Below are 22,319 nucleotides of genomic sequence, written 5' to 3' on the forward strand. Positions count from 1 at the left end.
AGCCTGATTCCACTATTTTGCTTCGTACCAAGTTTTCCCCCAACTACTATCTGTAATTAAAGGCACATGTAAGGACACAGCATGTTCCATTACATCTTTAACTAGCTCATTTAATTTTTCTAATTCAGATTCTGGTACTTCAAAAACCAATTCATCATGTACTTGTAATAACATTGTTGCTTGCATCTTTTCTTCTTTCAATCTTTGGTCCATATGAATCATAGCAATTTTTAGAATATCTGCCGCACTTCCTTGGATTGGTGTGTTAATCGCAGTTCTCTCTGCAAATGAGCGTAAGTTAAAGTTCCGAGCATTGATATCAGCTAAATAACGACGACGATTGTATAAAGTCTCAACGTAGCCTTTATCTTTCGCTTCACGAACAATATCTTCCATGTATTTTTTAACACCAGGATATTTTTCAAAATAGGTGTCGATATATTGTTGTGCTTGCTTTCTTGTAATGCCAAGATTCTGAGATAACCCGTAGTCACTAATACCATACACGATCCCAAAATTTACGGCTTTCGCTTGACGTCTCATATTAGGCGTAACATCTTCAGCTTTTTCAACACCAAATACTCGCATAGCAGTACTTGCATGAATATCCTGCCCTTCAATAAAGGCTTCTTTCAAATGTTGGTCATCAGAGATATGGGCCAGTACACGTAGTTCAATTTGAGAATAATCTGAAGAAAAAATCAACCAATCCTCTTTTCTTGGAACAAACGCTTGGCGTATTTTCCGGCCTTCATCTAAACGAATCGGAATATTTTGCAAGTTAGGATCTACCGAACTTAAACGACCTGTTTGTGTCAAGGTTTGAACATAACGCGTATGAATCTTATCGTCTGGTTGAATAACCTTCAGCAACCCTTCAACATAAGTCGATTGGATTTTAGCAATTTGACGATAGATTAAAATATCTTCAACAATTGGAGCCTGCTCCTTTAATTGTTCTAGAACATCTACCGCTGTTGAGTAGCCTGTTTTTGTTTTCTTGATAACAGGTAAACCCATTTTTTCAAATAAAATAACACCTAATTGTTTTGGAGAGTTCAAATTAAATTCAGTTCCTGCTTCAGCATAGATTTTTTGTTCGATTTCCCGAAGGCGATTAGAAAATTCTACGCCCATTTCTTTTAATGTATGAGCATTTACACGAATTCCCGTGATTTCCATATCTCCTAAAATTTTAGATAAAGGTAACTCCATTTTATAGAATAGATCGGCTTGATTTTTTTCTGTCAATTCACTGTCTAACTTTTCTGATAGGAAATGAATAGCTTGGATTTTACGGGCAAGATGACTGAAAAATACCTCTTCGTCTTCTGGCAATCCTTTCTTAGCTCCTTTTCCATAAACAGATTCATCGGAATGGATGTCACTATAGCCATAATAGTGTGCTACACCTTCAATATCTGCACTATTATCATTTGTATCTAAAAGGTATGCTGCTAATAAAACATCGAATGCAATGCCTTCTGTTTTCCCAACATAGCGATTTAATGAAACATAGGTACGTTTCGCATCATAGACTTTTTTCTTAAAGCTATCAGATTGAAGCCATTCGATAAAAAATTGATTTTCAAAAAGTTCTAAACTATTAGTTGTATAGATTTTTTCTCTTGTTCCCCAAGCAACGCCAACAATCGGCGAAGTATGATAGTTATCTTCTAGCATTTCTACATACAAAGCCATGTCGCCTGTAAACATCTCTTTTGTAAAGTTGTCAACAACATCAAAATGAACATCTTCTAATTGAACAACTTCTTCTTCGATATTTAGCTTACTTAAAAACTGTTTAAAATCCATTTCTTTATAAAAAGGAACCAACTTGTCTAAATCTTTTCCATGGTATTCTAAATCATCAATATTTACATCTACAGGAGAGTCTACATTAATGGTTGCCAATCGCTTCGACATGAAAGCTTGTTCTTTATCATTTATCAAATTTTCTTTCATTTTACTTTGTTTCATTTCATCAATATGCTCATAGACTCCTTCTACAGAGCCATATTCTTTAAGCAGCTTAATTGCTGTTTTTTCACCTATTTTTGTTACACCCGGAATATTATCAGAGGTGTCTCCAGCTAATCCTTTCATATCAATGATTTGATTAGGTGTTAAGCCATCATATTTTTCAGCCACATGCTCTGGCGTGTAGGATTCAATATCACTAACCCCTTTAATGGTAATTTCAACCTTCACTGAATCAGTTGCTAATTGTGTTAAATCTCGATCTCCTGACAACACAACAACATCAAACTCTTCCTTAGGCACTTTGTGGGCTAGGGTTCCGATGATATCATCCGCTTCATAGTTGTCTAGTTCATAATATTGAACACCTAATCCAGTTAAAAGTTCACGAATATAAGGCATTTGTTCTTTAAATTCTCCTGGCGTTTTTGAACGTCCTGCTTTGTATTCAGGATAAAATTCGGTTCTAAAGGTTGTTTTGCCAGCATCAAAAGCAACAAGCACATGTGTTGGCTGTTCTTTTGCCATGACATTTTCAAACATATTATTAAAAGCATAAATCGCATTTGTATGCAGTCCATTTTTATTCTTGAATCGTTCTAATGAATTGTGCAAAGCAAAGAAGGCTCTGAATGCTACACTGTTTCCATCAACTAATAATAATTTTTTCTTCGTCATTCTTTTTCCCCTTTTTCTTTGTAGTCCGATTGCTACTATTATTATACGCTAGGAAGAGCAAAAACAGCTTTTTCCTTAGCTCTCGCAAAATGCGTTCTCTCTATTTTAACAAACATTACGAAACTTTGCAGTAAGAAGGGATTTCTCTTCTACTCATTCAATAGATACTACTATTTTCAGCAAAAATCTCAATAAGTATTTCTCTCTATCCAATCCAAATTTTTGCTTAAAAAGGTTAGTGTCTTGGCAAAGTCAAAACAACGAGATAGTTCAAATGTATCGCATTGTCAAAATACTAAACCACACTCATTGATATACAAATAAGCCATTTCAACTCAAAAATGGCTTATCAATAAATTACGTATCTGTTGTAACCAATTTGTTCACTAGTGTTGCATAAAGACAGGGTCTTCCTCTAGTTTAATCAATTTTCAAAGAAGGTTGCTTCAAAAAAACAGCGGAACTACTAGCAGTCAGTGTCAGAAACCTTGACCAGAATCCAAGCTTCAAACTTGGGCTTAAATTATTTAGCCCAAATTTGAAGCTTGGAAGCTCTGAGACCTGACCTTGGGGCTCAAGAGCGGTTCCTCGGTTTTTCATTGGCACTAACTTGTTGCTAGCTAATGCTAGTTGTTTTTTTATTAATAAAGCAGAATAGGCTAATCTAGTTTCCACAAAACTAATGGTAGTTTCTTTGTATGTGTCCTAGTAGAGTATTTAATCATTTAGATTTCTTTTCCAAGCGCTGCCTTTCTATCATTTCTTTATATAGTTTTTTATGAGCCTTTTTTGATCCTCGGTCAATATCTCTACGTTCTTTTCTTACTTTGTGGCTTTCAAATAGCGAACCCAAATCGTAGTTAGCTGGATAAAGTTCAGTCGCTTTCATTTTCATTTGAAGCCTTTTTCGACTGACTTCAACGAATTCTTTCTCCACATAAATAATCACTTGATCTGAACCTAGAATTGTTTCATAAACTAAAGCAATTTTTTGTTTTTCAGTCCAAAGCACTTGGTCACCTTTTTCAAAATCCACCCATTTCAACACGGTTTCTTCTTGCTTCTTAGGTTGACTAAAAACCACTTTTTCAGTTGAATATTCTTTGGTTGCTAAATAGTCTCGTGCCTTTTCTAATACGTTTTGGTTCAACTTCATTTTATCTGCAATCCAAAAAGCATTACTTTCTCCGGTTTGTCCTAAAATCAGTTGATATTTTGGCGTTAAAGTGGCAGAATCAAAAGCCATCGCTGCCGTCGTAAAATCTTCATGTTCTTGTGAAAACTTTTTGATTTCTCCATAATGTGTAGTTGTGATTAATATACTTCCTTTTTGATAAAAAGCCTCCATGATAGCAATCGCCAAAGCTGCTCCTTCATTTGGTTCCGTTCCACTACCAATTTCATCAAGTAAAATAAGACTATTTTTTTTAGTTTCTGCAAGAATTTGAGCGATATTTTGCATATGTCCTGAGAAAGTACTTAGCGCATTTTCAATACTTTGTTGATCTCCAATATCTACAAAAATTTGATCGAAAATAGCAATATTCGTCCCCTTTTCTGCGATAATTTGAAGCCCTAGCATAGTTTGTAATGTTACTAAAGCGACTGTTTTTAGTACTACAGTTTTACCACCAGCATTAGGACCAGTAATTGTTAAGCCCCGATAGTCTTTCCCTAAAGAGAGTGTCAATGGTACTGCTTGTTCTCCCAGTAAAGGATGTTTAACACCTTTCAGATCAATAATCCCTTGTTTATTTATTAACGGTTCCATCCCATTAATCTCTCTACTATATTTTCCCTTAGCAAAAATAACATCGAATTGGCTAATAACTTCCATATTTGACTGAATAGCAACCATTTTTTCTGCGATTAAGCCATTTAGCATTGCCAAAATTTGATAGACTTCTGTCATTTCTTCCATTTTTAACTGATACAATTTATCATTTATCTTTGTTAACGCTGCTGGTTCAATATAGGCCGTTGCTCCTGTCGCCGAAATCTCTACGATTGTTCCTGAAATTTGGTTTTTATAGCTAGCTTTGATTGGAACTGTATATCGTTCTTTTTTCTTAACAATGAAGCTTTCCTGTATTTTCTCTTTGTTTTGTGAACTTCTCAAAAATTTATTTAGCTTGTCTTCGATTTCTTTTTCACAGTCATTAATACTATTTCGAATTTTTTTCAACGATTTACTGGCTTCTGTTTTAACTTGTCCATTGCCAATCACACGATAAATTTCGTCTTCAATCTCTGGAAAAATTTGTAAAGACTCGCCGTACTTCGACAATAACGGAACCAAAAATTCATTTTTTTTCATAAATTGTTGGATCAAGCGATTGCTTCTTAAAAAATCAGCATAGTCAATTAGTTCTTTGGGTTCCATTAGAATCCCTTTTTCAACTTGTTTTGTTAAATAGTCAATCGTTACCAATCCCATAAAAGGAACATGCTGATTCGAATTTAAAAGATTTTTGGCTTCTGCCGTCTCTTTCAGTCTTTTTCTAACAACTTCAAGGTGAATACTCGGCTGCATCTTCCGAATAGATTCTTTTGCAGAAGAACTAATAGCATATTGAATCAATTTTTCTTTTATTAAATGAAACTGTGTTTTTTCAATTGTATCTGTATTCATGAGTATCTCTCCTCTTTTTTGAGACACCTATCTGTTGAGAATAACAATAAAAAGAGCGACGAAGGATTCCTTCATCACTCAATAATCTACAAATATAGATAGCATCCAACTATCAAATAGGTATTATGAGTTTTAGATAGGTATCAAACATAAGTTCACCAAATAAGCACCAACCTTTATAGGCTATTGTTTATTTGCTATTCACTTTAAGTTAGATACTTACACTCATCAAAATACCTCGTTTATTTTCTTTTACTGTTATTCTTGAACTCACTTAAATTATAGTATGTTACCTTTAACTCGTCAATGATTTTATTCATTGAAGGAAAAATACTCCCCCACTACCCGCGGAAATTTCCCCATAATCAAGAGATAAAAATTGTTTTTTTCTCTCTTCTGAGATATCACATGTAAAACAAAAATCAGCTTTTTGCACTATTTTCGTTTCTAAAGTTGGGTTCACAATATAAACAGCTATTTCCTTCTCAAAGAAACGAAGTACACCAAAAAGGTCTTTTGTATAAAAAGGAACAAACTCACCTTTTTGCAAAACTTCACTTGTTCGACGAATCTGAATCCACTCTTTAAAACCTTTCAACAATAATAAATCTTCTTTTCCCCAAGGATAATATTTTCGATTTTCAGGATCTTTCTCACCAGTCAATCCTGCTTCATCTCCATAATAAAGACACGGAACCCCAGGTAACATGGTCATTAAGGCAAAAGCCGTGATTGTCTTCCCTTTATCTTCATTAAAAATGGTCAAAATTCTTTCAGTATCATGGGTACCTAGGTTATTTAAATTGTTGAATAAAATATCTTTAGGATAATTTTCTTTTAAAACAGTCATATTTTCCGCAACTTCTTCAGGTGATTTTCCCCTCTGCAACAAAGCGATAATGTCTTCTTTAAACGGATAATTCATGACACCATGTAACCCATTTCCTAAAATATATTCACGACGATGATTATAAGCTATTTTATTGGATGCATCTTCCCAAACTTCTCCAATTAGTACTTTTTCACTATATTGATTCAGATTGTGCCTAATTCCTTGAATAAAAAAGTCTGGTAATTCATCCGCAACATCCAGGCGCCAGCCATCGACACCAAGCTCATTCCATTTCGTTAAAACACTATTTTTTTCACCATAGATAAAGGTTTGGAACGTTTGATTCTCTTTATTTACTTCTGGTAAATCTTTTACTCCCCACCAAGCTTTATATTCTTTTGGGTATTCCGTAAATGTAAACCAGTGATAGTAAGGACTATTTTTATTTTGACTAGCACCAATTGCTTTTCCATATTGACCATTCTCATTAAAATAACGGCTATTCCGTCCCACATGATTAAAAACACCATCTAAAACAAGTCGCATACCATTTTCATGTAACCGCTCAACTAATTCTTTGAATTCTATTTCATCACCAAGAATACCATCGATTGCTAGGTAATCTCCAGTATCATAACGATGGTTACTATTAGCTTCAAAAATCGGATTTAAATAGACAGCATTTATACCCAAGTCCTTCAAATAGGGAATTTTTTTCATAATCCCTAAAAGATTGCCACCTTGAAAGTCCCAGCGAATCACTTCACCTTTTGCGTTTTTTATATACATTGGTTCGTCATCGTGCCTGCCATAAATAAAGGTATTTTTCTTCGGTTGATTCACATGCTCATCTTCATTACCATTAAAAAAACGATCAGGAAATATTTGATAAAAAACAGCTTCTCGATACCATTCAGGAGCCGGATCTGCCTGTTCAAAGCACGTTAATTGATAAGGCTTTACAAAATGCTCTTCATAGTAATTGACTCCTTCACCACCATGACTTTCTTTTTCCGCTCCATAAAAAATAGTTTTATCCCATTTGGGTTGAATAATAAAATAGTAATAGTAAAGTCCCTTCCCTTGATCCAAAGTATATGAAAACTGATAATCTCCTTCGTTATTAGGCTGCATTTGATACGTTTCCTTACCTTTTAAGCCATTTTCTTTATGAATAATCAGTTGCACATATTCAACATCTTTTGTTGAAACGTTGATAGAAAATGATACTCGATCCCCTTCTATCATCGCCCCAAATGGTTGTTTGTACTTTTTCAACCAAGAATTGTAGTATACCTGCGTCATTTTTTCTCCCTACTTGCCAACTATTATTTTTGATGAGTCAATTTTCCAAATATCTTCTGCATAGCGCTCAACCGTCAAATCAGAAGAAAAACGACCAGCATTTGCGATATTAATTAGACTCATTTTTTGCCAACGGGATGTATCTCGATAGGTCGCATCTACTTTTCTTTGCGTTTCAACATATGCATCATAGTCTCTTAAAACAAAGTATTCATCATTATACTTAATTAACGAATCAAAAACTTCTTGTCCTTCTCGATAAATATTCGGGATAGTTCCATCGATAAAGGCATTTAAGACTCTTTGCAGCATTGGATTTTGTTCATAGGTTTTGATTGCAGAATAATCTTTGCTTTCATAATAACGGTAAACCTCATCTTCTCGTAACCCGAAAATAAATATGTTGTCATTTCCAACAGCGTCACGAATTTCAATATTGGCACCATCTAAGGTTGCGACAGTCACAGCACCATTCAACATCAATTTCATGTTACTGGTTCCAGATGCTTCTTTTGATGCTAAAGAGATCTGCTCACTTACATCGGCTGCTGGAATAATCATTTCTGCTAATGACACGTTATAGTTTTCTAAAAATACCACTTTGATACGATGATTGATACTCTCATCATTGTTAATCATATTTGCAACTTCGTTAATACACTTGATAATCGTTTTCGCATACGTATAACTAGGAGCCGCTTTCGCGCCAAAAATAAAGACTCTAGGTTCCATGACTTTTTTAGGATTATCTTTTAACTCAAAATATATTGTTAAAATATTTAATAAATTTAAAAGTTGACGCTTGTATGCATGTAGTCGTTTAATTTGTACATCAAAAATAGCATCCGGCGAAACCGCCACTCCATTTGTTTTTAAAATATAATCGGCTAATCGCTTTTTATTTTCCCATTTGACTTCACCTAAACCAGTTAGTACAGCTTCATCGTTTTGATAATTCATTAACAAATGGATATCTTCAGGATTTTTTCGCCAAGAACAGCCGATGGTTTTATCTAACAAGTGTGAAAGAGGTTCGTTTGATAATTGCAACCATCTTCGTTGGGCAATACCATTCGTTTTATTATTAAAGCGTTCTGGATACAATGTACTAAAATCTTTTAGCACAACCGTCCGCAATAAATCTGAATGTAATTTAGCAACACCATTGGTACTATGACTACCAATAATCGCTAAATGAGCCATGTGAACTTGGTTATCTTTTATGATTCTGGTTCGTTCAATTAAATCTTGGTCTGCTAAATGAGCCATTTCTTCAAGAAAACGGCGATCAATTTCTTGAATAATTTGATACATTCTTGGCAGCAATTCCTGCATCATATGCACAGGCCACTTTTCCAAAGCTTCTGCCATAATCGTATGATTCGTATAACTCATGACTTTAACCGTAATATCCCACGCTCGCTCCCAAGATAGATCTTCGTCATCTAATAAAATACGCATCAATTCAGCGACACACAATGCTGGATGAGTATCATTAATGTGAATCGCAATGTGTTCATAAAGCTCTTCCATCGGAACACCAATTTTTTTATAATAACGTACAATACTTTGCATTCCCGCTGAAACAAAAAAGTACTCTTGTGTCAGACGAACCACTCGTCCTTGCTCACTAGAATCATCTGGATACAAAACGGCGGTTAAATCTTCTAATTTACGACGTTCTTCGATACTTTGATATTTGTATTCCTCAGATGCTGGAATTTCAACAGACCAAAGACGGAGTGTATTCACTACATCATTTTCATAGCCAAGCATTCCTGTATCATAGGGTACAGCTCTTAAAATTCTTGGATTTTCATACACAGGTTTTAATTGTCCGCGATGATTTTCTCTTAAATAAACATTGCCACCAAAAAGAACATTGACTGCTTTACTCTCTTTGCGGACTTCCCAAATATTTCCACCCTTTAGCCATTCATCAGGTAATTCAACTTGATAACCATCTACAAACTTTTGTTTAAACAATCCATAATCGTAGCGAATCCCATTACCATTTCCCGGTAAGCCACAAGAAGCGATAGAATCCATGAAACACGAAGCTAGTCGGCCTAAACCACCATTTCCTAAAGCCATATCTGGTTCTGCCTTACAGACAGCTGAAAAATTTATTCCTAGTTCTTTAAAAGACTCTTGCACAGTCGTTAAAATACCTAAATTTAATAAATTACTTTTTAGCATTTTACCAGGCAAAAACTCAATAGAAAAATAGTATACTTGCTTCTTCTTATTTGTTAAATATTCTTTCCAAGTATCTGTCCACGCATCCGAATAATACGCCTGAACCAACGCACCAAGTGCTACCAACTGTTCCGTTTCAGATGAATCTTCTAGTTCGATGGCGAACTTTTCTCTTAAACGTTTACGAAAATCCTTTTTAAACTGCTCTTTTGTTATTTTCATGTCCTTTGGTTAGCTCCCTTATAATAAACAGTTAGTGGAAAAACAAACATAAAATGACAGTAGTTAACAATTCTTAGTTCGTACTTTACACTAACTATTTGATTTCTCTCTTTTGTTCATCGCTTTAATAGAAAACTTACGCTCTTGTTCTTCTTATCAATTTAAACTTACGATGGAACTACTTGATGATAAAGATCTAAGTATAGCTGACTGGATGTCGTCCAACTAAAATCTTTATTCATCGCTGCAGACATCAAGGATTTCCAAGTTTCTGGTTCATTCCAATACAATTCAATCGCTGTATGAATCGCATGCATGAGGTAAAATGAACTGAACTCATGGAACCCAAATCCATTCCCTGTTTTGTCAATTGGATTGTACGGTGTCACTGTATCTTTTAAGCCACCTATTTCATGAACAACTGGCAACGTCCCATAACGCATTGATATCATTTGAGATAAGCCACATGGTTCAAAAGCAGAAGGCATTAAGAACATATCTGACCCTGCATAAATTAATTGTGCCAATTCCAAATCAAAGGAGATGCAAGCACTTAGTTTTTCGGGGTAACGTCCAGCAAAATAGTTAAATGAATTTTCAAATCCTGGATCCCCAGTGCCTAACAAAACAACTTGAACTTCTTTTTCAAGTAGATGTTCCATTTCATCTAAGATTAAGTGGAACCCTTTTTGATAAGTCAATCGGCTTACAATCCCAATTACTGGAATATCATCACGAACAGGCAAGCCCATTCGTTCTTGTAAGACTTTTTTATTCAGTGCTTTTCCGGCTAGTTTAGTGGCAGAAAAATGGTTTGGTATAAGCGGATCGGTTTCTGGATTATTTGTTTCATAATCAATCCCATTTAAAATTCCTGTTAATTTCCAATTTTCCAATATCAACACACCATCAAGACCAGAACCAAAAGCAGCAGTTTGGATTTCTCTAGCATAGGATGGACTTACAGTAGTGATTCTGTCAGAATAGACAATTCCAGCTTTCAAGAAATTAATCCCATCACCATACCGCACTGATCCATCATAAAAATGATCTTCCCCCATCCCGAACAAGTCCGGTAATACTTCTTTGCCATACATTCCTTGAAATTCAATATTATGAATTGTTAAAATCGTTTTGATTTCACGATATTTTTCAATCCAATGATACTTTTCTTTTAGTAAAAACGGCACCATCGCTGTATGAAAATCATTTACATGAATAACATCTGGAATAAACGCTATTCTTTCTAGCATTTCAATAATCGCCATGGAGAAAAAGGCAAACCGCTCACCATCATCGTAATAACCATAGAGATTTTCTCTATCAAAGTAATAAAGATTATCAATAAAATAGTACGTAACATTGTTCAAAATGAGTCGCTTAATACCACAGTACTGGCGGCGCCAACCTACATTTACATGGAATTCGGCTAGGTCTTCGCATTGCGCTTGATACATTTCAGGCATTTTTGTAAAGTAAGGTAAAACAACTGCAACATCAGCTCCTTTTTTACAAAGCTCTTTCGGTAACGCTCCTGCAACGTCTCCCAAGCCACCAGTTTTAAAAAAAGGAGCGCACTCTGCACTAGCAAATAAAACTTTCATCAGTTGTTTCCTCCAATTAAGTCTTTTGAAACTACTTCATTTTTCTTCACAACCACTGGTTTTTCTGGTGTCCCTTTAATGGTTACTCCCGCATTAACCACAACATTTTTATCTAAAATAGCATATTCAATTAAAGCTTTTTCACCAATTTTTGCATTAGCCATGACAATCGAGTGATTGATTTTCGCCTCTTTCTTAACGACAGAACGTCTAGAAATAAGACTGTTCTCAATCGTCCCTTCGATGATACATCCAGTTGCACATTGACTATTTTTCACTTGAGAACATTCCGCGTAATAAGTTGGCACTTCATTTTTTAGTTTCGTATAGATTTTTTTACTGGAATACATTAACGAGTTAAATTTCGCAGAATCTAGCATATCCATGTTCGCTTTATAGTACGATTGAATATCATAAATATTACTTAAATAGCCGGTATATTCATAAGCAGAAGTAGTCACTTCCCCTATTCTCATTCGTAAAAAGTCTTGAATACTTGCTGGACTACCAATTTTCTGTCCTTCTTTCAGTTGCTCGATTAACCATTTTGTTTCAACAATAAAAATATCCATACAAAGATTCGTTTTTTCCAATGCTAAATCATGCTCTTCAAAAAAATGATACCCTGCGATATTTCCATCTGGATCTAAATCCAAGACAGCATCAGATGAGTATATTTTCTTGGTATCCATCCGCTTGTAAACGACCGTTAATTCATTTTTCTGAGCTTGATGAATTTTTAACACTGCTCTTAAATCAATATTACATAACATCTTACTCCCCATAAATACGGTGTAATCAGACTTTGATTTTTGTAAGTAATCAATCACTGGTGTGAAGTAAGGTAACCCTTCTGCCTTTTTCTTCAAAAATTCTTGATAGAAGTATATGAAGTAACGATTTTGCAGAGAGTCTAAGTTCCACTCTTTCCCTCCACCAATATGATCAAATACTGACTGAGTCTCCCCTTCATTAAAGACCATAAAAATATTATTAATATTCGCGTTTACAATACTCGATAAAGGAAAATCTAACAAGCGATATTTACAATCAAATGGTAGAGTATCTAAAGGACGATGATCCGTTAATGGTAGCAAGCCGTTAAATTTTGATACATTTCCTAAAATTGCACACATTTTATTAGTCTTCATCGATTTGCACTCCTATCACTTCAGAATATCCAACGACTTCAATCTCTTCTTCGTTGTAAACAACAGCATGATCTCCAATAATTGCGTTTTCTCCTATAATGGCGTTTTTGATTGTGACGTTTTTTCCAATGGTTGCGCCTGGCATTATCACACTGTTTTCAATCGTTGACCCTTCTTTTACTTGCACGTCAGTTGAAAGGATACTGTCACTAACAGCTCCTGCAATATAACAGCCATCTACAATTAAAGAGTTATTGATTGAAGCTGTTTCAGTAATATAATGTGGTGGTGAAATTGTGTTTTTTGAAAACATGCGCCAACTTTTATCCTTCATATCTAACTCATTCTCTAAATCAATAAACTCCATACTTGCTTCCCAAAGAGAATCAATCGTTCCAACATCTTTCCAATAACCACTAAAACGATACGCATAAACATTTTCACCCGCTTCTAAGTAGGAAGGGATTACATGCTTTCCAAAGTCGATCATTTGACCATCTTTCGAATAACTATTTAATAGGACATCACGCAAACGCCCCCAGTTAAAGATATAGATTCCCATCGAAGCAAGGTTGTTTTTAGGCTCGTCTGGTTTTTCATCAAATTCAATGATTCGATCATTTTCATCTGTATTCATAATTCCGAAACGAGAAGCTTCCTTAATTGGTACTTCAATCACTGCTACAGTTAAAGAGGCATTATTATCTTTGTGCTCTTCCAACATTGTTTCATAGTTCATTTTGTAGATGTGATCTCCAGATAAAACTAGCACATATTGAGGATTTGTTTGGTCAATATAAGAAATATTTTGGTAAATCGCATGGGCAGTTCCTTGAAACCACTTTTCTCCATCAGAGCTAGAATATGGCTGTAAAATAGTTACATCTGAATTAATCCCATCTAATCCCCAACTAGCACCATTGCCAATGTGATTATTTAAAGCTAACGGTTGATATTGGGTCACAACACCAACATTCTTAATCCCTGAGTTTGTACAATTACTTAAAGTAAAGTCGATAATACGGTATCTTCCGCCAAAAGGTACTGCTGGTTTTGCGATATTTTTGGTTAATTTTCCTAACCGAGTTCCTTGACCTCCAGCTAAAATCATTGCAAGCATTTCTGTATTCATAATACGCGGGTGTATCAACCACCCTAGCCTCCTTTCATTTGCAAGAGCAAAGAGAATGGTATGTTTCTATAGGGAAGGTTATCTAGTACTGAAAAAAGGAATTTTCTTTCAGTAAAGAAGTTCTCTTTCAGAATCAATTTATTCTACAATGCTAACCAACTTAAACGTAAGTATCATTGTTAATGGAAATAAATTTCCGGCAGAAGCAACAGCGGATTTTTTCTCAAAAGAAACAGACATCATTTTTTTGATCGGGTGTTAATTTCTTTAGGTTTTAGAATAATACCGCCAAAAGCCGGTATAATCGTTGAAAGTTGGTAATCAAATTGCTTGAAGGTTGCTTTAACAGTCGTTTGCGCTTCATTTGAATAAAGCCAAGTACCGCCAAATTCTTGCATTTCTGTATTAAAAATTTCTTCATAAATGCCAGCATATGGCACACCTATCGAAAAATCATGATATTCAACTGGCGAAAAATTCAAGATGACTATTAGAAAATCTTTCTTGGTTTTTCCTTTGCGAATAAAACTCAGTACAGTCTGTTCCGCATTATCAGCATCAATAAATTCAATTGTTTCTGCTTCATTGTCTAGCTCCCAAAACGATTTTTCCTTTTTATATAAATTATTGAGTGTTTTCGCAAAATATTGCATCTTCTGATTAAGTTCATCCTCTAAATCAACCCACTCTAATTCATGATCATATTTCCACTCTAAAAACTGTCCCCATTCGCTTCCCATAAATAAAAGTTTTTTCCCTGGATGACTCATTAAATATAGATAGAGATTTCTTAATTGCGCAAATTGTTTGTATCGATCTCCCCACATTTTATGCATCAAACTCTTTTTCCCGTGAACGACTTCGTCATGAGAAAGAGGTAAAATATAGTTCTCATTCATTCTGTACATAAACGAAAATGTTATTAGGTTAAAATCATACTTTCGATAGATTGGGTCCATTTCATAAAATCTTAAAGTGTCATTCATCCACCCCATATCCCACTTGTAATCAAAGCCTAATGCACCACTTTCTAAGGTTCCAGTTATTTTTGTATTTGAAGAGCTCTCTTCTGCCATCATAATCACAGTAGGATGAGCCAATTTAATAACTGCATTTAGTTTCTGTAAGAAATGATATCCTTCAAAATTACGATTTCCGCCTTCGTGATTGGGTGTCCATGGACCTTCATCATAATCTAAATACAACATATTCGAGACTGCGTCGACACGAATCCCGTCAAGATGAAACATCTCAATCCAATATAAAGCACTTGAAATCAAGAAACTCTGTACTTGCGGTTTTCCTAGATCAAAATTTAAGCAGCCCCAGCGAATATTTTTTGCACGATTAGGATCTTCGTATTCAAATTGGGGTGTTCCATCAAAATAAGGTAACGTGTCATCGTTAATACAGAAATGTCCAGGAACCCAATCAACAAAAACTCCAATATTATTTAAATGACATTCTTCTACAAAATCTTGTAACTCTTCTGGTGTCCCAAAATAAGAACTTAACGCAAAATAACCAACCAATTGATAGCCCCAAGACATACCTAATGGATGCTCCATTAATGGCATAAACTCAATATGCGTGTAGCCCATTTCTTTTACATAGGGAATCAGCGTTGTTTTTAAATCACCAAAACTAAAGGGCTCTCCTGTTTCATTTTGTTTCCAAGAGCTTGCATGAACTTCATAAATATTTATGGGTCTTTTAAAATAGTTAGAGCGTTTTTTGCGCCCTTGCCACAACCCATCTCGCCATTTTTTTTCAGGAATCGAATGAATTACTGCTGCATTGTTAGGTCTTTTTTCAAAGAAAACTGCATATGGGTCGATTTTAAAAATTTCTCTACCGCCGAGTTGTTTCACTTGATACTTATAATAATCTCCTTCAGTGGGTAAAGTAGTAAATAGTTCCCAAATACCAAAGCGTTCTTCTTTTATCATTGGTAGTGATTGATCCCAACCATTAAAATCTCCTACTAGCCAAACTGCTTCTGCCTTTGGTGCCCAAACGCGAAAAACGTACCCTTCTTGGTCCCCCCTAACTTCTTTATGATAGCCGAAATAATGTTGACTATAAAAATTTTCTCCTGTTTCAAATCGTTCAGCGGGGCTACTTCCTTCAAACATTTTCTCACTCCTTGTTTATTAAAATAAATACGAACGAACAGCTGAAAATAATTACTTCCTTAATTCAACAATCTATAGCTATATCATACCATAATAAACGTTATAATATAGATATTTGCTTAAGTTTTCCAAAAGAAAATCGTTATCTTTTCATTTTCATTCTCGCAAAAAACTATTACAGAAAAAAAGAAAGATAAGACCACTTTTTTCAATAAAACAGACTGTTGCCTTTCTGAAATCATTAGAAAACCCAATGCTATTAATCATGAAATTTTTTCATTCAAAAGAAAACTTTTCATCTATACGCATAGTTACATTTTATTAATTATAAAAAAATATAACTTTAAATAATATTTCATCAAGGAAGTAAGTTATTTTATAAATAATCACTCTATCATTAATTTACCAACAAAAAGGAAAAATTGAAAATGTAAACCTTTCTTTGTTAAATAACAAAAAAAGTAGAGGCTATCTTCAAACGATTGGTTTGAAGAACCTCTACTTACTCAGTGATTATTATTTTGACAACCAGCTAACTACTTCATTTAAAGCATCTGTGATTCCAGCTGGGTTTTTCCCACCAGCTTGTGCCATATCAGGACGGCCGCCACCGCCACCACCAACTTTCGGTGCAATAGCTTTAATTAAATCGCCTGCTTTTAAACCTTTTTCATTCGCAGATTTGCTCATGGCTGCTAATAAACTAACTTTTTCTTCTTGCGCAGTTGCTAACACTAAAACGTCCGATAGTTCTTTCTGTTTCCATTGGTCTGCTAACTGGCGTAATTGATTCATATCTTTTACATTTACTTTAGCGGCAATATAGGTAATGCCATTTGCTTCTTTCACATCTTTGAAAATATCTCCTGCTTGTTGATTCGCAAGTTTTCCTGCCAATTGTTCGTTTTCCTTTTGTAGCTCTCGTAATTGGTGTTGTAGTTGTTCTGTTTTTGCTACTACTTCTTTTAATTGTGGTGATTTTACAAGACTAGCAATTGCTTTTAGCTGTCCTTCTTCTTCATTCAACAATTCATACGCTTCTTTACTAGTAACAGCTTCGATTCGACGAACGCCTGCTCCAATACCAGATTCTGAAACGATTTTGAAAATACCAATATCTTCGGTATTCTTCACATGAGTTCCTCCACAAAGTTCAATGGAATAGCCTCCGATGTTCACAACGCGAACTTCTTTACCATATTTTTCACCAAACAATGCCATTGCACCCATATTCTTAGCTGTATCAATATCTGTTTCAACCGTTTCAACTGGAATTGCTGCCCAAATTTTTTCATTAACGATTGCTTCCATTTGAACGAGCTCGTCTGCAGTTGCTTGTCCAAAATGAGTAAAATCAAAGCGTAAATGTCCTGGACTAACTAAAGAACCTGCTTGATTGGCATGTTCTCCCAAAATATCTTTTAACGCACGATGAAGTAAGTGAGTCGCTGTATGATTTTTCAAAATTCGGTTACGCATCTTCTCATCAACATGCAATTGATATTCTTGACCCTCAACTAATTTCCCTGTCACTTCTACAGTGTGTAAAAATTGACCATTTGGTGCTTTTAACACATTGGTTACATGGCCAACGACAGTCCCATTTCCATCTGTTATTGTTCCATGGTCGGCTACTTGTCCACCCATCTCTGCATAAAATGGCGTTTCAGAGAAAATTAACTGAACCGTTCCTTCAGTACACTCATCTACGATAGACTCACCAGACAGAATAATTAATAGCTTACTAGAAACTTCTAAATGAGTATAACCGACAAATTTACTTTCAACTTTAATATCTGTCAGAACTGCTGATTGAACCCCCATAGAAACTTCTTTACTACGAGCTGAGCGAGCACGTTCTCTTTGCGCTTCCATTTCTTTTTCAAAACCAGCATGATCGACTTTTAAACCTTCATCTTCTGCCACTTCTTCAGTCAATTCCACTGGAAATCCATAAGTATCATATAATTTAAAGATATCTTTTCCGTTTAACGTTTGTTCTTTAGAAGCTTTTAACTTTGCAATTAAATCATTTAAAATTTCTAGACCTTCGTTAATTGTTTCATGGAATCTTTCTTCTTCTGTGCGAACAACTTTTTCAATAAATTCTTTTTGTTGTAGAACTTCTGGGTAATAACTTACCATAATTTTTCCAACAACAGGAACTAGTTTATATAAAAAGGCTTCGTTAATTCCTAATTTTTTTCCATGCATCACTGCACGACGTAGAAGACGACGTAAGACATAACCACGACCTTCGTTAGACGGTAAAGCGCCATCTCCAATCGCAAATGCCAACGCGCGAATATGGTCAGCGATTACTTTAAAGGAAATATCTGTTTGTGGCTCTTCGCCATACTTCTTTTGTTGACTTAATGATTCAATCGCTTGAATAATCGGCATAAACAAATCTGTTTCAAAATTGGTAGGGGCATCTTGAATAATTGAAACCATCCGCTCTAAGCCCATCCCCGTATCAATATTTTTATGAGGAAGAGGCTCGTAACTATCATCTGGCTGATGATTAAATTCTGAAAACACTAAATTCCAGATTTCCAAATAACGCTCATTTTCTCCACCAGGATAGTTTTCTGGATCATCTGCTGCAAGATCATTAAACGCTTCGCCACGATCATAAAAAATCTCTGAATCCGGACCACAGGGGCCTGCTCCGATATCCCAAAAGTTGTCTTCAATTTCAATAATATGAGTCATATCCAACCCAACTTCTTCATGCCATATACGCTTTGCTTCAGTATCTTTTGGATAAACGGTCACATATAATTTTTCTGGATCAAAGGCCATCCAATCTGGAGAAGTTAAAAATTCCCACGCCCAGTGAATCGCTTCTTTTTTGAAATAATCACCAATTGAAAAATTTCCTAGCATTTCAAACATCGTGTGATGACGCGCTGTTTTCCCAACATTTTCAATATCATTCGTACGGATTGATTTTTGTGCATTAGTAATTCTAGGATTTTCTGGAACTACTGAACCATCAAAATATTTTTTTAAAGTTGCAACACCAGAGTTGATCCATAATAAGGTTGGGTCGTTGACAGGCACTAATGATGCACTTGGTTCGATTGAATGTCCTTTCGTTTTAAAAAAATCTAAATACATTTGTCTTACTTGGGTACTTGATAATTTCTTCATCTTTATATTCCTACTTTCTAAAAATAGTTTAGTTTGATCAATTGACAGAAATATTTAAACCTTTTTCTGATGCTGTTCCACATCCATTTGCTTCGCCTTAGTAAATTTCTTCTCTTCATCCACTCGCTGTTCGTTCGTGGAACTACAGACATCAAGGTTTCACAACGCTGACGCGTTCTGATGCTGTTCCACATCCATTTGCTTCGCCTTAGTAAATTTCTTCTCTTCATCCACTCGCTGTTCGTTCGTGGAACTACAGACATCAAGGTTTCACAACGCTGACGCGTTCTGATGCTGTTCCACATCCATTTGCTTCGCCTTAGTAAATTTCTTCTCTTCATCCACTCGCTGTTCGTTCGTGGAACTACAGACATCAAGGTTTCACAACGCTGACGCGTTCTGATGCTGTTCCACATCCATTTGCTTCGCCTTAGTAAATTTCTTCTCTTCATCCACTCGCTGTTCGTTCGTGGAACTACAGACATCAAGGTTTCACAACGCTGACGCGTTCTGATGCTGTTCCACATCCATTTGCTTCGCCTTAGTAAATTTCTTCTCTTCATCCACTCGCTGTTCGTTCGTGGAACTACAGACATCAAGGTTTCACAACGCTGACGCGTTCTGATGCTGTTCCACATCCATTTGCTTCGCAAATGGTGTGGAACATGCAAAAACACCATTGCAGTCAAGGACGAAAATTCGCGGTACCACCTTGATTGCAATGATGTTTATCATTACCTCTTGAGCTCTATAACGCAGAGTTGCGTTGGTATTTCTACCAAAAAATCTAAAAGGGAGCAGATTTGTTTTGGTGTTGTTTTTCTCTCAGCTATGAAAAACTTTCTGTAAACATTGCAATAACAAACTATATCCTTATACTTTCCTAACAAAGTATAAGGAATCTTTTGAGAAAAGTCAACATATTCTTATTTGAAATCCTTCATAGCCAAAAATCAGTCTCTTCCATTTCTTCCTTGATTTCATTTATCAAAAAGTTGAATCTTATTTTCTTCTATCAATCCTGAATTACTATAAGAATTGTCAGTTAAAAACATATTTTCCAGATCTTTTTCTGGTACAAAATAGCCGACTTTTAAAGTCTTTTTAGTCTTAGTAGGCAAGTCACCGATTTTTAAATAATTTTTTGAATCCGGACCATGCGAATCTAAAAATGATAATTCATAAAAGTTACTCGCAGTATAAAATTCTGGGATTGTATATTGCCCTATTTCAGGATATTTAAAATAGTAATAACCATTTTTTTCACTTAAAATAACTAATTTTGCTTGAAAATAACAATCTTTTACATCATACTTTGAAATATTTTCTAATAAAACAGTAACTTCAACATATTTTAATTGTTGCTTTTCTATTTTTATAAGTGTGTCAAGAGTGTTCTTTCCATCACCGATTTTATAGGTCTTTGCTTCAAAAGGCAGAAGTTTTCCCTCATCATCAATTAGGCTCACTTTTTTCAAATCATTTAATCTATCTACCAAAAATTCCTCTTTACGAGAATCAAAAGCTTTATTTAGATGGTCATAAATTTCAACTTCTTTTACTGCAAATTCTATTTCAGCTTCGCTAAAATGCTGATTATCATTTTTACTATTCACAGGTGCAAAAAAGCTAACTGGTTCATTTCTATGCTTAATATTTGGACTAGTAACACTGACTTTTTCATCCACAGTTTTCTCTTCTAAAACACCTTGTATTTGATCTAACTCAGTTACATAGTATGAAGCAAAATCAGAAGTAGACTCAACTAGGTTCGTTCCTGCAATAATCTTATCTAATGCTTCGTCCGAAACTCCTTCGCCAATCATAAATAATAGAATGTATCCTTCTTCTTCAAAAAGAATATACGCTTCGCGATTGAGATCACTATTATAGTGTCCACTTTTATTTATAATCCACGTTCTGTGTTGTCCGATTTTTTGCTCTTCAGTTTCTAAAGTATAACGCGTTTCAAACTCTTGTTTGTCATTCAGTTTAACCAAAATTGTCGAAATCGATTCTTGACTATTTTTAGCATTAGAGTTCCAAAACTTACTAGGAACCTCTCCTTGATTATGGGGCATGGGAGCCCATTTTTCTGGCAGATAGGTCATTTCTATACGGTAGTTTTTGGACTTAACTTTCTCATCTTCTTTAGAATTTGATGTTTCTGCTTTATGAATAAAAAGCTTACTAGAGTAATTGCTTTTATGGAAATAAACCTCCCAAATTTTATTGACTGCATAAATTGTGCTAGGAATCAAAAAAAGGAAAATTAATACTGTAGCAATAATAATTATTGTTCGTTTTTGCCGACACTTTTGCAACCATGACAATTTGCTGGTGGATTTTTTTGTCGTTTTTTTAACTAAACAATCTATTTCTTCATCAGAAAACTCATGTCCCATATGCTTTAAATAGTCATCTATTTTTTCATCCGATAGTAAACTAAAAGGTGATTCATGATATTTTTTCATGTTTGTGTTCCTCCCTGTTCAAGCATCAAATATTCCATTTCTTTCCGAATTTTCTTTTTTCCTCGATACAAACGATTTTTAACTTCTACAACTGACAACCCTAAATTATTGGCAATAACTTTAGGTTTCAATTCATAAAAATAACGTTCTAAACAAATTTCTCTAGTAGGTTCATCTAGCAATAATAATGCTTCAAAAAACAGATTCCAGATATCCGTTTGTCGTTCAGCTTCTTCTTGCAAATCTTCTAACGGAAATTCAACCAAGGGCAGAAATACACGTCTATTTTTCTTTAATTGATTAATACTCATACTTTTTGTCAACAACACCAAATAATTTTTTAATGAACCTCTCTCTGAATCATAACGATCTGAATATCTCCAATAGCGTAAAAAAACATCGCTGATTATTTCATCAATATCTTCTTTTTTAGCCGTTCTGCCTAAAATAGATAGAGCAACCACATAAAGTAATTTGGAATATTCCCTGATCAGATTCTCTAACTCTTCTTCATCTGACTTTATCATTCCACTATTTCGACTCCTTTCGTCTATATATACAATCTAAAAACGAAAAAGACTTCGTTTTCACTTTTTTTTACTTTGATTATTTTTTGTCAATCTAAAAAATCAAAAAAAAGAAAGAGGATGGGGCAAAACTAAAAATCAGTTTTGTTTCATCCTCTAAATCCGAATCAACGGTGGTCAAAAGTCTGGGACTTCTTATACGAAAACTAAATTCGTAAAAAAACAAAAAAAGGCTACCTCCTACTTAATACGTAGTTAGCTGGAATTGGTCTAGAACGCTTTAGCAGCTACG

Annotated in this window: 12 protein-coding genes; all 12 read right to left on the reverse strand. The window is 34.9% G+C overall.

The annotated features are described in order from the left end of the window. Positions 1 to 12: 12 nt before the first annotated feature. Positions 13 to 2,658 (reverse strand): DNA polymerase I, encoded by a 2,646-nt coding sequence (polA, locus tag BCR26_RS06900; RefSeq protein WP_069698246.1) that lies wholly within the window; start codon positions 2,656 to 2,658, stop codon positions 13 to 15. 420 nt (positions 2,659 to 3,078) lie between these two features. Beyond that, a complete protein-coding gene (locus BCR26_RS18755) occupies positions 3,079 to 3,333 on the reverse strand; it encodes a hypothetical protein (RefSeq protein WP_069698247.1) in 255 nt (84 codons plus the stop codon). Positions 3,334 to 3,379: 46 nt separating this feature from the next. Continuing rightward, positions 3,380 to 5,290, reverse strand: a complete 1,911-nt coding sequence (locus BCR26_RS06910; protein ID WP_069698248.1) for an endonuclease MutS2 — start codon at positions 5,288 to 5,290, stop codon at positions 3,380 to 3,382. 316 nt (positions 5,291 to 5,606) lie between these two features. After that, a complete protein-coding gene (locus tag BCR26_RS06915) occupies positions 5,607 to 7,427 on the reverse strand; it encodes a glycoside hydrolase family 13 protein (protein WP_069698249.1) in 1,821 nt (606 codons plus the stop codon). A gap of 9 nt (positions 7,428 to 7,436) precedes the next feature. Next, a complete protein-coding gene (locus BCR26_RS06920; protein WP_379962730.1) occupies positions 7,437 to 9,842 on the reverse strand; it encodes a glycogen/starch/alpha-glucan phosphorylase in 2,406 nt (801 codons plus the stop codon). 173 nt (positions 9,843 to 10,015) lie between these two features. Beyond that, positions 10,016 to 11,452 (reverse strand): glycogen synthase GlgA, encoded by a 1,437-nt coding sequence (glgA, locus tag BCR26_RS06925; protein ID WP_069698251.1) that lies wholly within the window; start codon positions 11,450 to 11,452, stop codon positions 10,016 to 10,018. Next, on the reverse strand, positions 11,452 to 12,603 hold the full coding sequence (gene glgD, locus BCR26_RS06930) for a glucose-1-phosphate adenylyltransferase subunit GlgD (protein WP_069698252.1): 1,152 nt from the start codon (positions 12,601 to 12,603) through the stop codon (positions 11,452 to 11,454). The genes glgA and glgD overlap by 1 nt, the downstream gene beginning before the upstream one ends. Next, the gene (locus BCR26_RS06935) at positions 12,593 to 13,735 is read right to left on the reverse strand and encodes a glucose-1-phosphate adenylyltransferase (RefSeq protein WP_069698253.1); all 1,143 of its coding nucleotides are present in this window, start codon (positions 13,733 to 13,735) and stop codon (positions 12,593 to 12,595) included. The genes glgD and BCR26_RS06935 overlap by 11 nt, the downstream gene beginning before the upstream one ends. 239 nt (positions 13,736 to 13,974) lie before the next feature. Then, a complete protein-coding gene (gene glgB, locus BCR26_RS06940) occupies positions 13,975 to 15,870 on the reverse strand; it encodes a 1,4-alpha-glucan branching protein GlgB (RefSeq protein WP_069698254.1) in 1,896 nt (631 codons plus the stop codon). A gap of 516 nt (positions 15,871 to 16,386) precedes the next feature. Further along, positions 16,387 to 19,026 carry an alanine--tRNA ligase gene (gene alaS, locus BCR26_RS06945; RefSeq protein ID WP_069698255.1) on the reverse strand — a complete coding sequence of 880 codons (2,640 nt, stop codon included), beginning with the start codon at positions 19,024 to 19,026 and terminating at the stop codon, positions 16,387 to 16,389. Positions 19,027 to 20,006: 980 nt separating this feature from the next. Then, the gene (locus tag BCR26_RS06950) at positions 20,007 to 21,500 is read right to left on the reverse strand and encodes a hypothetical protein (protein WP_069698256.1); all 1,494 of its coding nucleotides are present in this window, start codon (positions 21,498 to 21,500) and stop codon (positions 20,007 to 20,009) included. Beyond that, positions 21,497 to 22,027, reverse strand: coding sequence for an RNA polymerase sigma factor (locus BCR26_RS06955; RefSeq protein WP_069698257.1), 531 nt, complete (start codon positions 22,025 to 22,027; stop codon positions 21,497 to 21,499). Before BCR26_RS06955 ends, BCR26_RS06950 begins: the two co-directional genes overlap by 4 nt. Positions 22,028 to 22,319 lie beyond the last annotated feature (292 nt).

The organism is Enterococcus rivorum (genome assembly GCF_001742285.1).
GTDB lineage: Bacteria > Bacillota > Bacilli > Lactobacillales > Enterococcaceae > Enterococcus_L > Enterococcus_L rivorum.

Coding starts and splice junctions, on each gene's coding strand:
- polA (WP_069698246.1), bottom strand. CDS start 2,658: ATGACGAAGAAAAAATTATTATTAGTTGATGGAAACAGTGTAGCATTC.
- BCR26_RS06910 (WP_069698248.1), bottom strand. CDS start 5,290: ATGAATACAGATACAATTGAAAAAACACAGTTTCATTTAATAAAAGAA.
- BCR26_RS06915 (WP_069698249.1), bottom strand. CDS start 7,427: ATGACGCAGGTATACTACAATTCTTGGTTGAAAAAGTACAAACAACCA.
- glgA (WP_069698251.1), bottom strand. CDS start 11,452: ATGAAAGTTTTATTTGCTAGTGCAGAGTGCGCTCCTTTTTTTAAAACT.
- glgD (WP_069698252.1), bottom strand. CDS start 12,603: ATGAAGACTAATAAAATGTGTGCAATTTTAGGAAATGTATCAAAATTT.
- BCR26_RS06935 (WP_069698253.1), bottom strand. CDS start 13,735: ATGAATACAGAAATGCTTGCAATGATTTTAGCTGGAGGTCAAGGAACT.
- glgB (WP_069698254.1), bottom strand. CDS start 15,870: ATGTTTGAAGGAAGTAGCCCCGCTGAACGATTTGAAACAGGAGAAAAT.
- alaS (WP_069698255.1), bottom strand. CDS start 19,026: ATGAAGAAATTATCAAGTACCCAAGTAAGACAAATGTATTTAGATTTT.
- BCR26_RS06950 (WP_069698256.1), bottom strand. CDS start 21,500: ATGAAAAAATATCATGAATCACCTTTTAGTTTACTATCGGATGAAAAA.
- BCR26_RS06955 (WP_069698257.1), bottom strand. CDS start 22,027: ATGATAAAGTCAGATGAAGAAGAGTTAGAGAATCTGATCAGGGAATAT.